10 protein-coding genes and 2 pseudogenes are annotated in these 13,346 nt (G+C 60.3%); 8 read left to right on the top strand and 4 right to left on the bottom strand.

Features of this window, described 5'->3' with window-relative positions; all coding sequences use genetic code 11:
- Positions 1-42 precede the first annotated feature (42 nt).
- Positions 43-801 carry an IclR family transcriptional regulator gene (locus K6N12_RS01030; RefSeq protein WP_183777960.1) on the top strand — a complete coding sequence of 253 codons (759 nt, stop codon included), beginning with the start codon at positions 43-45 and terminating at the stop codon, positions 799-801.
- A 48-nt stretch (positions 802-849) separates the two neighbouring features.
- Here K6N12_RS01030 and K6N12_RS01035 read toward each other — a convergent pair.
- Positions 850-1,167, bottom strand: a pseudogene (locus tag K6N12_RS01035) (alkaline phosphatase family protein); the annotation flags it as partial.
- Positions 1,168-1,311: 144 nt separating this feature from the next.
- Here K6N12_RS01035 and K6N12_RS01040 point away from each other — a divergent pair.
- The 7 genes from K6N12_RS01040 to K6N12_RS01070 all read left to right on the top strand — a co-directional run bounded on the left by K6N12_RS01040 (position 1,312) and on the right by K6N12_RS01070 (position 9,838).
- Positions 1,312-2,235: an ArsR/SmtB family transcription factor gene (locus K6N12_RS01040; RefSeq protein ID WP_097625507.1), complete on the top strand. Its 924-nt coding sequence runs from the start codon at positions 1,312-1,314 to the stop codon at positions 2,233-2,235.
- A 210-nt stretch (positions 2,236-2,445) separates the two neighbouring features.
- Positions 2,446-3,954, top strand: a complete 1,509-nt coding sequence (arfA, locus tag K6N12_RS01045) for an arabinosylfuranosidase ArfA (protein ID WP_097625508.1) — start codon at positions 2,446-2,448, stop codon at positions 3,952-3,954.
- A gap of 194 nt (positions 3,955-4,148) precedes the next feature.
- Positions 4,149-6,053, top strand: coding sequence for an ABC transporter substrate-binding protein (locus K6N12_RS01050; protein WP_222148578.1), 1,905 nt, complete (start codon positions 4,149-4,151; stop codon positions 6,051-6,053).
- A 119-nt stretch (positions 6,054-6,172) separates the two neighbouring features.
- On the top strand, positions 6,173-7,177 hold the full coding sequence (locus K6N12_RS01055) for an ABC transporter permease (protein ID WP_131711530.1): 1,005 nt from the start codon (positions 6,173-6,175) through the stop codon (positions 7,175-7,177).
- Positions 7,178-7,180: 3 nt separating this feature from the next.
- Positions 7,181-8,038: an ABC transporter permease gene (locus K6N12_RS01060; RefSeq protein WP_222148579.1), complete on the top strand. Its 858-nt coding sequence runs from the start codon at positions 7,181-7,183 to the stop codon at positions 8,036-8,038.
- Between the two features lies 1 nt (position 8,039).
- Positions 8,040-9,029, top strand: coding sequence for an ABC transporter ATP-binding protein (locus tag K6N12_RS01065; protein ID WP_097625512.1), 990 nt, complete (start codon positions 8,040-8,042; stop codon positions 9,027-9,029).
- Entirely contained in the window at positions 9,026-9,838 is an 813-nt protein-coding gene (locus K6N12_RS01070; RefSeq protein WP_183854629.1) for an ABC transporter ATP-binding protein, read from the top strand. Before K6N12_RS01065 ends, K6N12_RS01070 begins: the two co-directional genes overlap by 4 nt.
- A gap of 69 nt (positions 9,839-9,907) precedes the next feature.
- On the opposite strand, the gene K6N12_RS01075 is transcribed toward K6N12_RS01070, so the two are convergent.
- The 3 genes and pseudogenes from K6N12_RS01075 to K6N12_RS01085 form a co-directional block, all read right to left on the bottom strand.
- Complete coding sequence (locus tag K6N12_RS01075) at positions 9,908-10,654, bottom strand: hypothetical protein (protein ID WP_183854631.1); 747 nt, start codon at positions 10,652-10,654, stop codon at positions 9,908-9,910.
- A 150-nt stretch (positions 10,655-10,804) separates the two neighbouring features.
- Positions 10,805-10,963, bottom strand: a pseudogene (locus K6N12_RS01080) (type II toxin-antitoxin system TacA family antitoxin); the annotation flags it as partial.
- Between the two features lie 137 nt (positions 10,964-11,100).
- On the bottom strand, positions 11,101-13,218 hold the full coding sequence (locus K6N12_RS01085) for a carboxy terminal-processing peptidase (RefSeq protein ID WP_222148581.1): 2,118 nt from the start codon (positions 13,216-13,218) through the stop codon (positions 11,101-11,103).
- Positions 13,219-13,346: the final 128 nt, after the last annotated feature.

The raw sequence follows: 13,346 nt of genomic DNA on the forward strand, positions 1-13,346 counted from the left end.
CGTATATCGCACATATTCGGTAAATCGATTAGGGGACCGAACATGCGCGAAACGGACTTTGTCAGCGGCTTCGCCCGCGGCCTGAAAGTCATCGAAGCTTTCGGGGAAACGCGGCAGCGGCTGTCGATTGCCGAGGCCTCGAAGCTGACGGAGCTCGACCGCGCCACCGTGCGCCGCTCGCTGCTGACGCTCGCCGAGCTCGGCTATGCCGATTATGACGGCAAGTTCTTCACCCTGACGCCGAAGATTCTGCGGCTCGGCCATGCCTATCTCGCGGCGACGCCGCTGCCGGCGCTGCTGCAGCCGCATCTCGATCATCTCTCGGAAGGCGCCGGCCAGAGCGCCTCGGCCTCGGTGCTCGACGGCACCGAAATCGTCTATATCGCCCGGGCCTCGCAGCGCCGGGTCATGTCGATCAATCTCACCCCCGGCAGCCGCCTGCCCGCCTATTGCGCCTCGATGGGCCGCGTGCTGCTCGCGGCGCTCCCCGAAAACGAGGCGCGTGCCGTCCTTGCCCGTAGCGAGCTGAAACAAAATACGCCTAAGACCCGAACCGACCCTGAGGATCTCGTCGCCGAATTCCGCCGCGTGCGCGCCGAGGGTTATGCGATCATCGACCAGGAGCTGGAGATCGGCCTCTGCTCGATCGCCGTGCCCGTCGAAAACGACCGCGGCGAAACGGTTGCGGCAATCAATATCGGCGCCCCGGCCGCCCTCGTCCCGGCGGCGGAGATGAAGGAGCGCTATCTGCCATTGCTGAAGGAAACCCAGGCGACGTTGCGGCCGCTGCTGCGCCGGTAACGGCAAGCACGGAAAAAGGGGCGGCCCCGGTCAGCGCCGGGGCAATTGTCAATGCGTCAGGTCGAGCGCGGCCGTGAGGTCACCCATCGGCGGCTGGCCGTCCGGCAGCACCGGCAGATCGTAATGCGCGGTGATGAAGCGGATGATCGATGACGTGTTATTGGGTGTGATCGACGATGTCGTCCTTGGCGAAGGGCGAGATGATGAAGGCCGGAATTCGGTTGCCCGGCCCCAACGATCGGCCTCGGCGGCGCGACGTGATCCCATAAGCTGCCGTTTTCGTCATAGGTGACGATGACGAGCATGTCGCCCCGGGCTCTTCTCGAGATGGGAGACGATATCGGCAAGATGCTGGTCGCCGCTCGATTGCAGATCATCAATCCGTGGGAAAACCGTTACCCGCCTCCTAGAATTCCCAATCGCACACATTATCACAGTCGGCGCAGGCATCCCACTTGATGTATCACAATTCTCGATATACATCATTCCATCGGGAACGATGGGGATATAATGGAACGTTCGTTTTTAACGATTGCGGCCGGGGAGAATACTGAGGCAATCCGGGCGCTTTCGGCGCCGGCGCGGGTCGAGATGCTCAAGCTGCTCTGCGCTAAAGGGCCGATGAATATCAATGATATCGCGCAGGCGCTTTCCCTGCCGCAATCGACTGTCGCCACCGGCATTCAGATTTTGGAAGAGGCCGGCCTAGTCGAATCCCGGCTGGCCAAGGCGCGGAAGGGGAACCAGAAGATCTGCTCGGCGGTCTATAGCGAAATCCTGATCAGCTTCGAGGAAAGTGCGGCGCAACGGGCCAACAATATCATCGAAGTCGAGATGCCGGTGGGGCTCTACACCAGCTGCGATGTGCATGCGCCCTGCGGTCTTTGCTCCAGCGAAAGCGTCATCGGCCCTCTCGACGTTCCCGATTATTTCCTTGATCCACAGCGTATGCAGGCCGGGCTCGTGTGGTTCGGAAGGGGTTATGTCGAGTATAAATTCCCCAACAATGCCAAGGTCTTGAACAAGGATATCCGCGCTATCGAATTCTCTTTGGAGCTGTCGTCGGAGGTGCCCGGCACCAATGCGGACTGGCCCTCCGACATCACGCTCTGGGTCAACGGCATGGCGATCGGCACCTGGACGTCTCCAGGCGATTACGGCGACAAGCGCGGCGCCTTCACGCCGGCCTGGTGGAAGCTCGAAGGCTCGCAATATGGGATGATGAAGACCTGGCGCATCTCGACGCGCGGGACCTTCATCGATGGCGTCGCCGCCTCGAATGTCACGCTCGCCGATCTGGCACTCGGCCAGCACTCTTCCATCCGGCTGCGCGTCGGCATCGCCGAAAATGCCGGCCATACCGGCGGCGTCAATATTTTCGGCCGCGGCTTCGGAAATCACGGCCGCGATATCATCATGCGGCTGCACGTGTGATCAATCGATATCGGAAATGCTGATTTAAAAATCACGCGATTTTCCGAGTTCTACGAAATAGAAAGTCTATTAACATTATGAAATTACGTGATATTTTCCGAAAATCAGATTAGTATGATAAAATCCGCAAGTTGGTTGACAGAACGACATTCCTGATATCAAGTTGGAGGCAAGAAAACAAAATTTCTGATACATAAACGGGAGGATCCGTTGAAGACCAATGTCGTTGCCCACCGCGATTTCCGCATCGCGACCATTGACGCCAGGCTCTACAGTTCATTTCTCGAGCATCTCGGCAGAGCGATCTACGGGGGCATCTATGAGCCCGGACATCCGACGGCCGACGAGGACGGATTCCGCCGCGACGTGCTCGATCTGGTGCGAGATCTCGACACGCCCTACTGCCGTTATCCCGGCGGCAATTTCGTCTCCGCCTATAATTGGGAAGACGGCGTCGGCCCGCGTTCGGAGCGCCCGGTTCGCCTCGACCTGGCCTGGCGCACCCGCGAAGCCAATCAGATCGGCGTCAACGAATTCGTCGACTGGTGCAAGAAGGCCAATACCAAGCCGATGCTCGCCGTCAATCTCGGCTCGCGCGGCCTGGATGCGGCCCGTAATTTCCTCGAATATTGTAATCATCCGGGCGGCACCTATTATTCCGATCTGCGTCGCAAGCACGGCTGGACCAATCCGCACGACGTCAAATTGTGGTGCCTCGGCAATGAGATGGACGGCCCCTGGCAGGTCGGCCACAAGTCGGCCTATGAATATGGCCGGCTGGCGGACGAGACGGCCAAGGCCATGCGCGGCTTCGACAAGTCGCTGGAACTCGTGGTCTGCGGCTCGTCCAATTCCGATATGAAGACCTATCCCGATTGGGAGGCTCAAGTCCTCGAGCAGTGCTACGACAGCGCCGATCATATCTCGCTGCATATGTATTTCGCCAACCGCGAGAAGAATACGCTGAATTATCTCTCCCGCGCGACTAAGCTCGATCGGTATATCACCACGATCGGCGGCGTAATCGACTATATCAAGGCAAAAAAGCGCTCGAAGAAGACGATCGGTATTTCCTTCGATGAATGGAACGTCTGGTACCATTCCAACCAGCAGGACAAGGAGATCCTGGCACGCGACGAGTGGCCGGATGCACCGCATCTGCTTGAGGACGTCTATAATTTCGAAGACGTGCTGCAGGTCGGCGGCATCCTGAACACCTTCATCCGCCGCTCCGACCGGGTGCGCATCGCCTGTATCGCCCAGCTCGTCAACGTCATCGCTCCGATCATGACCGACGACGGCGGTGCCGCCTGGCGCCAGACGATCTATTACCCCTTCTACTACGCTTCCCGATATGGCCGCGGCGCAGCGCTGCAGCTGGTCGTCGATGGCCCGACCTATGACAGCGACGAGGAGAACGACGTTCCCTATCTCGACGTCTCGGCGGTCCATTCCGAGGATGGCAAGACGCTGACCTTTTTTGCCGTCAACCGCCATCCGAACACGGCGCTCGATCTCGATGTGCGGCTGGAAGGTTTTGGGGCCGCGAGCGTCGTCGAGCAGGTGGAAATGACCCATAGCGATCTCGAAGCCGTCAACACGGCAGGGCGGCAAGATACGGTCGCGCCTGTCAAAGCCGACAGCGCCAAGATCGAGGACGGACGGTTGCGGGCGGCGCTGAAGCCGCTGTCCTACAACGTCATTCGGCTGTCGGTATGACAGCCGCCGCCGGGTAAGGCCCATTGGCCCCGGCTGAAGAGGTTCGGCTCGACTGCGAGGAGGCAGACGGCCGGAGGGATGGTTCGCTAGAGGCGGCCTGGACCTGAAGTCCCGACGTCTCTGCAAACCGACAACCGCGACGTGCCCATGCTGCCTTTGCGGCCGCCGTATCGTCGCTTTCTAGGGAGGAGTTCATGCAACAGTTGAAGAGGCTCGCATTTGGCGTCGCGCTGGCCGCACTCGGCCTGACGGCGGCGGCCAAAGCCGATGACTATACCTCCTTGCCGCGCAAGGAGACGCTCATCGTCGAAAATCCGGAAGGGACGATCAAAAATCCCGGCTGGTTCAATATCTGGGTCAATGCCGGCGCCGGTGTCTCCACCGGTCTGCAGCAGCTGACCATGGATACGCTATGGTATATCGACCCCGAGCAAGGGCTTGGCGGCGCGACCTGGGACAATTCGCTGGCCGCCGACAAGCCGCAATATAATGCCGACTTTACCGAAATGACCGTGAAACTGCGCAAGGGGCTCTTCTGGAGCGACGGCGTCGAGTTCACGGCCGACGACGTGGTCTATACCGTCAAGACCCAGATGGATCATCCCGGCATGGTCTGGAGTGCTGCCTTCTCGGTGCAGGTGGCAAGCGTCGAGGCGACCGATCCTCAGACCGTGGTGTTCAAGCTGAAGAAGCCCAATTCGCGCTTCCACGCCCTTTTCACCGTTCGCTGGAACGGCGCATGGATCATGCCCAAGCATGTGTTCGAAAAGGTCGCCGATCCGCTTCGCTACGATTTCGCCAATCCCGTCTCGCTCGGCGCCTACAAGCTCAAGGCCTACGACCCTCAGGGCAAGTGGTATACCTGGGAGAAGCGCGACGACTGGCAGAAGACGTCGCTTGCCCGCTTCGGCGAGCCGGCCCCGAAATATGTGACTTACGTCGATCCCGGCCCGCCGGATAAACGCACCATCGCCCAGCTCGAGCACAATCTCGATATCATCCACGACAATACGCCGGAGGGCATGTTCACGCTGAAGGAGAAATCCAAGTCGATCGAGACCTGGTTCCCGGGCTTCCCCTTCGCCCATCCGGATCCGACGCTGCCGGCTGTGATTTTCAATACCCAGGACCCGACCTTCAACAATCCCGACGTGCGCTGGGCGCTTGCCCTGCTGATCGACATCAAGGCCGTCGACATGGCGAGCTATCGCGGCACCGCGACGCTCTCGGCACTCGGTGTGCCGCCGACGGCGATCGCCATGAAAGACTATCAGGCGCCGATGCAGGATTGGCTGAAGGATTTCGAGATCGACACCGGCAAGCAGAAGATCAAGCCCTATGACCCGACGATCGGCCAGCAGGTCGCCGATCTCCTGCGCAAGCAGCCGAAGTTCAAGGACCAGATCCCGACCGATCCTGAGGCCATCAGCACGGCCTTCGGCTATGGCTGGTGGAAGCCGAACCCGCAGGCAGCCGCCGAGCTGCTTCAAAAGGCAGGCTTCAAGAAGAGCGGCGGCAAATGGATGACCCCTGATGGTCAGCCGTTCAGGATCCGGATGACCGTCGAGGGCGACACGCGCTCCGTCTTCACCCGGGCAGGCACGCTGATCGCCCAGCAATGGGCTGCCTTCGGCATCGATGCCAAGGCCGTGCCGACGACCAACCTCTGGCAGGTTGCACTGCAGCCTGGCGATTTCCAGGTGGCGATTGCCTGGAGCGTCGAGACATGGGGCGGCGATCCCGACCTGTCGTTCTTCCTCGACAGCTGGCACTCGCAGTTCGTGGCCAAGAAGGGCGAGAACCAGCCGCCGCGCAACTGGCAGCGCTGGAGCAATCCGGAGCTCGACAAGATCATCGAGATCATCCGCGGCATCAGCGCCGACGATCCCAAGGGCATCGAGCTCGGCAAGGATTATCTGAAGCTGGTTGCCCGCGAAATGCCGACGATCCCGCTGATGTCCTATAACGTCTTCACCTCGATGGATACGACGTATTGGACCGGTTATCCGACGATCAAGGACCCCTATACCGACCCGGTGCCGAACTGGGCCAACTCCAGGCTGATGATGGTCAAGCTGAAGCCGGCCCAACCGAAATAATCCTCCCAACGCCGGCGCTTTAGCCACGCGCCGGCTCCTTGTCGGCGGGCCCTGCCCGCCGATCCTTTCCTTCGATCCTTTCCCGGCGATGAAGGGAACCAGAGAGGAACCACTGCCTTATGACGCCCTATCTGATCTTTGTGCTGAAGCGGTTCGGTCAGTTTCTGCTCGTCGTCTTTCTTGGCGTCAGCATCACCTTCTTCGTCACCCACCTGACCCCGATCGATCCAGTCGAAGAAAGCATAGGAGCCATCACCCAGATGGGGCAGTCCGATCCGAATGCGATCGAACTGATGCGCCAGTCGCTGCGCGAGCTCTACGGCATGGAGGGCTCGATCTGGCAGCAATATCTGCACTTCTGGCTGCGGCTTGCGACCGGCGATCTCGGCCCTTCACTGTCGGCCTTTCCGACACCCGTTTCGACGATCATTCTGCGGTCCCTGCCCTGGACGATCGGGCTGATGACCGTCTCGACGCTGATCACCTTCGTGCTCGGCAATGCGCTCGGCGCGCTCGCCGGCTATTACCGGAAGAACATGGTGCTGAAGGCCGTCAGCCTCGTCTGCATCGCCCTGCTTCCCATTCCCTATTATATCCTGGCCTTCGTGCTGCTCATCCTGTTCGGCTATCTCTGGCCGGTGCTGCCGATCAATGGCGGCTACGAGATGAACGCCAATCTGGATCTCTCCTTCGCGCTGGTGCTCGATATCCTCGAACACTCGATCCTGCCGGCCCTGTCGCTGATCCTGGTGGGAGCCGGCAGCTGGCTGATCGGCATGCGGGCGCTAGTGTCCAACATCATCACCGATGATTACGTCGTCTTCGCCGAGCTCGGCGGCGTTCCGAAGCGGAAAATTCTTCGCTCCTACATCGCCCGCAACGCCATGGTGCCGCAATTCACCGGGCTTGCCATGTCGCTCGGGGCGATCTTCAACGGCACCGTCATCACCGAAATCGTCTTCGGCTATCCCGGCATCGGCAACCTGCTGATTTCGGCGGTGCATGCCGGCGATTACAGCCTGGTGCTCGGCCTCAGCGCCTTGTCGATCGTCGGCGTCGCCGCCGCCGTCTTCATCATCGACATTCTGAGCCCGCTGATCGACCCGCGCATCAAGGTGGAATAGGCCATGTTTACCATCATCCGCGACCTCGCACGTCAGAACCTGGAATTTCTCTGCGGCCTGCTGCTCTTTGCCGTCATCGTCGGGTTCATCATCCTGTCCTATTTCTCGCCCTACGCGCCGACGGACATCTATCTTCTGCCGCCCGACATGCCGCCCGACCGCGACTATTGGCTCGGCACGACATCGCGCGGACAGGACGTTTTCTGGCAGCTGACGACCGCCCTTCGCAACACCTTGTATTTCGGCATCGGCGTCGCCTTTCTCTCGCGCATCATCTCGCTGGTCGTCGGCCTCGTCGCCGGTTATGCCGGCGGCACGGTCGACCGGGTGCTGATGGCGATCAACGACAGCATCATGGTCATCCCGCAATTTCCGCTGCTGATCCTGTTCTATTTCGTGCTGAAGGACAGCATGACCTGGACGGTGCTGATCGTCATCATGGCTTCGCTCGGCTGGTCCTACGATGCGCGCCTCATCCGCTCGGTGGCGATCGGCCTGAAGACCAGGCCGTTCACCACCCAGAGCGTCTATTCCGGCATGAGCATGCGCAAGATCCTGGTCGAGGAGCACCTGCCCTATGTGCTGCCGATCGTCTTCGCCACCACGATGAACAACATGATCTGGTCGATCGGCATGGAGATCACCCTTTCGGTGCTCGGTTTCACCGATATCGAGACGCCGACCATGGGCATGATGATCTACTGGGCCAATGCGCATTCGGCGCTGATCGCCGGAATATGGTGGTGGGTGGCCGCCCCCGTCGCCGTCATCGTCATTCTGTTCCTGGCGCTCTTCCTGCTGTCGATGTCGATGAACGAATACAATGATCCGCGCAGCCGGCTGAACCGGATGGGAAGTTAGCATGGACCCTTTGGTCGAAATCGAGAACCTGAAAGCCTATTACCGCGCCTTCCTTTTCGGCGTCGACCGCGAAGTGCGCGCCGTCGACGATATCAGCCTGACGATCGGCCGCGGCGAGGTCTATGGCGTTGCCGGGGAATCGAGCAGTGGCAAGACGACGCTGATCAAAACCATCGCCGGCGCCATCCGGCCGCCGCTCAGGGTCGTCTCGGGCAGCGTCAAATTCCATTTCGCCGGCGGCACGCAGGATATTTACGCGATGAAGCCGGAGGAGCGCATGGCGCTGCGCTGGAAGCATCTGTCCTATATCATGCAGGGCTCGATGAACGTGCTCAATCCGGTGCGCCGGATCCGCCATTCCTTCACCGATTTCGCCTTTCGCCACATGGCTGTCAGCAAGCCGGTCTTCTTTGAGAAGGTCGCAACCCATCTGCAGCGGCTGAAGCTCGATCCGCATCTGCTCGACGCCTATCCCCACGAACTCTCAGGCGGCATGCGCCAGCGCATGACCATTGCGCTCGCCACCATCCTGACGCCTGAATTCATCATCGCCGACGAACCGACCACTGCGCTCGACGTCATCGTTCAGCGTGACGTGCTGTCGATGATCCGCGAAATCCAGCGCGAGATGGGTTCGTCCTTTCTGTTCGTCACCCATGATATGGGCGTTCACGCGACGGTTTCCGACCGCATCGGCATCGTTTATGCCGGGCGTCTGGTCGAGGAAGCGCCGACCGCCAAACTCTTCAGCAAGCCGCTGCATCCCTATACGCAGCATCTGGTCGGCAGCCTGCCGCGCATCGGCGATGCGACAACTAGGCCGTCGCTGGAGGGGCGCCCGCCGAACCTCGCCATGCCGCCCGAAGGCTGCCGCTTTCACCCGCGCTGTCCGAAGCGGATGGACATCTGCTCGCAAAAGGTGCCGCCGCTCGTCACCGTCGAGCCGGGGCGTCGCGTCGCCTGTTTTGCAGTTACGGGAGATCAGGTTTGACCGCTCTGCTTCACCTCTCGCATGTCACCAAAGTCTATCGCCAGGGCGGCATGCTCGGCCGGCGCCTGATCACCGCGGTCAAGGATGTCAGCTTCGAAGTTGGGGAGGAGCCGGAGATCCTGTCGATCGTCGGCGAATCCGGCTCGGGCAAATCGACGATCGCCGCGATGATCCTCGGGCAGACCGCACCGACGGAAGGGCGGCTGGAATTCTCCGGCAAAACCGTCTCGATCCATAGCCGCTCCGAACGCAAGGCCTTCATGAAGGAGGTCCAGCCGGTTCTGCAAAACCCATTCGAAGCCTTCAATCCGCTGAAGCGGGTCGACCGTTACCTGTTCGAAACGGCCCGCAATCTGTCGGGCCCGGGAAAACGCATAGACCGGAAAGAAGCCGAGCGCATGGCCGATGCGGCGCTTACGCATGTCGGCCTCACCCTCGAAGAAGTGAAAGGCCGTTTCCCCCACGAACTCTCCGGCGGCCAGCTCCAGCGCGTCGCCATCGCCCGCGCGCTGATTCCGCAGCCGCGCCTGCTGGTCGCCGACGAACCGGTCTCGATGGTCGACGCATCGCTGCGCATGGCGATCGTCAACCTCTTCGGCCGGCTGAAAAACGAACTCGGCCTGTCGATCATCTACATCACCCATGATCTCGCCACCGCCTACTACGTCAGCGACAACATCATCATCATGCGCAAGGGCGAGATCGTCGAACGCGGACCGGCCCGCCCCGTGCTGGATAATCCGCAGCATCCCTATTCGCGCGCGCTCAAGGAGGCGGTGCTGGCGGCGGATTTCAGCCCGGCGATGTAGGCTCATCCCACGGCGCCTTGGTGTAGGCATGACCTGTTCGGGGCGTTTTCTATAATTCCATGGCAACCGCTAACGATTAAGCTCGTCGAAAAAAGCAACGATTGGCTCACAATCAGCGCGAAGAAGAGCGAGTCCGCTTATCGCACGCTCGGAAACGGGGACGAAGCTCTGGGCGAAGTAGGACCAGTTGTAGAACTGGTCCCCACCACCCTGCCTGACCACGAGCACTGCGTGAAACGCGAACTGGTAGTCGGTGGAACCGCCGCCGTTTGTAAACGGTGTCTGCATCCTCAAACCCGCCAATTCAGTCCATCGGCTGACTGCCTTGTACCGCCCGAGATAATCCTTGGGCACCTGCACGCAATAGGGATGTGAACCGGCGACCGCGAGTGCACGCCATTCCACAATCTTGATGTTGAGGACCGACCAAAGAAATAGGCCGGCAATAGGCCCAGCAACCGACGATATCACCACCATATGCAGCAGTTTGACCGCCCGCGCGCTATCGATCCTGCCTGGCGCGAGCGCAAGGATCGGCAGATCGACCAGGCCCGCCAGCAATACAAACAACCAGATGGCGGGACTAAACTGATCCGTCACCCATACCATTAGAGCAACAACCAGATTCATCCCGAAGTGCACAGCGACGGCTCGCCTCATTAAGCGAGAAGCCGGTTGATCCAGAATAAGGGCACCGACCGAAATGGCAAAAGCCACAAGCGGACCCGAAAACCACAACAGACACATAAGGACAGTGGTGAGGTCCCAATCGTAGTAGGCGATCGGGTGGACTGACCAGAGAAAAATCCCTGCCATCAAGGAGCACCAGCCGCAGAGCAGGATTAGGCGGAATACCGGCAATGGTCTCGAAGGTGCCGACACGGAGGACGCGGTGATATTTCTTTGATCGGATTTTTCATTTGCGATTTCGAACGTCAGAAGGGACGTCGCGGCTGGCGGCGGATGTCAGCCCGGCGATGCAGGCTCATCCCACGGCGCTTTGGTCGACATGGTTCGTTTCAGGCGGTCATTGGGCTTTGCTGGCGCGTCGAGGCGGGCAAGGTATTCGGCATAGATCTCGGGGCTGACCGTGAATATGGTCCGCTCAAGCAGCACTTCCGCACTTTTGTTCCTGGGCGAGGAGGGCATGGGAAACTCCTGTCTGGAGCAGACACATAGCGCAACGATGCTCATCTCTACAAGCGCTGTAAAGATGGCGTCGCTACGCGCTTTGTCGGCTATCTCTCACCCAGCCGGTGTGCCTATTTCCCGTCCGCCTGTCCCGCTGGTTTCGTGGCTGCATTCAGCACGCCGTCCTGCAAACCCACCTCGTCGGCAAGAATGGCAGCGGCCTCGTCGAGCAGGACGTCTTTTGCGTTCTTGCGGGCGTTTTCGAGGGCGATATCGGCGCTCAGGCTGCGCTCGCCCGCCTCCAGGCCATCATCCCCGGCGGGGTTGTCGCCATCGCTCGCCTGCGCCCGCTCCTTGAAGCGCTTCTCGCGCGCCGCCGCTTCCTTGCGGCGTTCGGCTTCATTCAGGGAGACGATGCCTTTCTCGCGCTGCGCCTTCAGATCGGCAATGTCTTTCACCAGGCGCTGGAAATCCGGATCGCCCTTGACCCGCGCATCATGGCGGCTTTGCAATGCCGGCAGCAAGGCCGTGACATTGCCCTCGGGCGCGTATTTCGCCGGCTTGATCTCCGCCCATGGCAGGGCATTGTCATAGCTGGTCTCGCCGAAGCTTGTCGGATCAGACAGTCCCGGCAGGCTGATATCGGGGGTGACGCCGCGCAGCTGCGTCGTGCCGCCATTGACCCGGAAGAACTGGGCGATCGTCACTTTCAGCTCGCCATATTCCGGCTTGCTGTTGTGAACCATCTGGTCGAGATCGACGACCGTCTGCACCGTGCCCTTACCGAAGGTCGGCTCCCCGACGATCACGCCGCGGCCGTAATCCTGGATGGCCGCGGCAAAAATCTCCGAGGCCGAGGCAGAGCCGCGATTGATCAAGACACCCATCGGGCCTGACCAGACAGGCTCGGCAAGATCCGAGCTTTTGACCTCGATCTTGCCGTCGCTGCGGCGCTGCTGAACGACCGGACCCTTGCCGATGAAGAGGCCGGTCAAATCGATCGCCTCTTCCAATGAACCGCCGCCATTGTTGCGCAGGTCCACGAGAACGCTGTCGACCTTTTCATCCTTCAACTCGCCGAGAAGCTTGGCGACATCGCGGCTGGCGCTTTTGTAATCCTTGTCGCCTTTGGCCTTGGCTTCAAAATCCTCATAGAAGACCGGCAGGGTGATGATGCCGATCTTGCGCTCGGTATCGCCGACTTTCACGGTCTGCACGGTCTTCCTGGCGGCCTGCTTTTCCAGGCTGATCTTGTCGCGCACCAGGCTGACGACGCGATGCGTGGCATCGGCGCCGGCATCGGCCGGCAGGATGTCGAGGCGCACGACGGAGCCTTTTTTCCCGCGGATCATCTGCACGACTTCATCCAGCCGCGTGCCAACCACTTCCTTGATCGGCCCATTCTTGCCCTGACCGACGCCGGTGATGCGGTCGCCGACCGCAAGCTTGCCGGAAAGCTCAGCCGGCCCGCCGGGCACCAGCTCACGGATCGTCGTATAGTCGTCGCGCTCCTGCAGCACCGCCCCGATGCCGAACAGCGAAAGCTTCATCGATACATCGAAATCGGCCGAAGCGGCCGCGCCGAAATAATCCGTGTGCGGATCGATCGCATTCGAATAGGCGTCCATGAACGACTGGAAAACGTCGTCGCTCTTGAATTTGTAAGCGCGCTCGAGCGTGTTTTCATAGCGTTTGTCGAGCGTTTCGCGAATGGCCGCATCGGCCTTGCCGCCAAGCTTCAGCCGCAGCCAGTCGCTCTTGACACGCTTGCGCCAGAGATCATCGCTTTCTGCTTGCGACTGCGGCCAGGGCGCTTTCTCGCGCAGCACCGAATAATTGTCCTGCCCGCTGAAATCGAAATCCTGCTTCAGCAGGCTGCGCGCATAGGTCATGCGGTCGACGACGCGCTGTTCATAGGCGTTGAAGATCGCAAACGGGATCTTCAAATCCTTCCGCTCGATCGCATCGTCGATCTCGCTGCGCTCAGCCATGAACTTGTCGATATCGGCCTGCAGGAAAAGCATGCGGTCCGGATCCAACGACTTGATGAAGCCATCCATGACCCGCGCCGACAAGGCATCGTCGAGCGGAACCGGCTTGTAGCTATAGCGCGAGAGAAATTGCGCGCTCAACTGAGCAGCTTCCGCCTGTCGCTCCAGCGGCGCCAAAACCGGCGGCGATGCGACTTCAGCGGAGGCGGACTGTACGAGTGCAAGAAATGCACCGAGAAAAACGTAAGCTATGCGCATGCAGCGTTGATCCAATTCTTCATGCCGAGGGTGGATGTGTGAACTAAGTGAGGCAATTGTGGTTTTTTGGCAAGCAGGGAGGAACTTCGTCTGGGCAGCCGCAAAACTATCCGAGCTGATCGGTCAGG

This window comes from Rhizobium redzepovicii, from assembly GCF_019793435.1.
Taxonomy (GTDB): domain Bacteria; phylum Pseudomonadota; class Alphaproteobacteria; order Rhizobiales; family Rhizobiaceae; genus Rhizobium; species Rhizobium redzepovicii.

Bases quoted from the DNA above. Each gene is read 5' to 3' on its own strand.
- K6N12_RS01030 (WP_183777960.1), top strand. From the start codon at position 43: ATGCGCGAAACGGACTTTGTCAGCGGCTTCGCCCGCGGCCTGAAAGTC.
- K6N12_RS01040 (WP_097625507.1), top strand. From the start codon at position 1,312: ATGGAACGTTCGTTTTTAACGATTGCGGCCGGGGAGAATACTGAGGCA.
- K6N12_RS01050 (WP_222148578.1), top strand. From the start codon at position 4,149: ATGCAACAGTTGAAGAGGCTCGCATTTGGCGTCGCGCTGGCCGCACTC.
- K6N12_RS01055 (WP_131711530.1), top strand. From the start codon at position 6,173: ATGACGCCCTATCTGATCTTTGTGCTGAAGCGGTTCGGTCAGTTTCTG.
- K6N12_RS01060 (WP_222148579.1), top strand. From the start codon at position 7,181: ATGTTTACCATCATCCGCGACCTCGCACGTCAGAACCTGGAATTTCTC.
- K6N12_RS01065 (WP_097625512.1), top strand. From the start codon at position 8,040: ATGGACCCTTTGGTCGAAATCGAGAACCTGAAAGCCTATTACCGCGCC.
- K6N12_RS01075 (WP_183854631.1), bottom strand. From the start codon at position 10,654: ATGGCAGGGATTTTTCTCTGGTCAGTCCACCCGATCGCCTACTACGAT.
- K6N12_RS01085 (WP_222148581.1), bottom strand. From the start codon at position 13,218: ATGCGCATAGCTTACGTTTTTCTCGGTGCATTTCTTGCACTCGTACAG.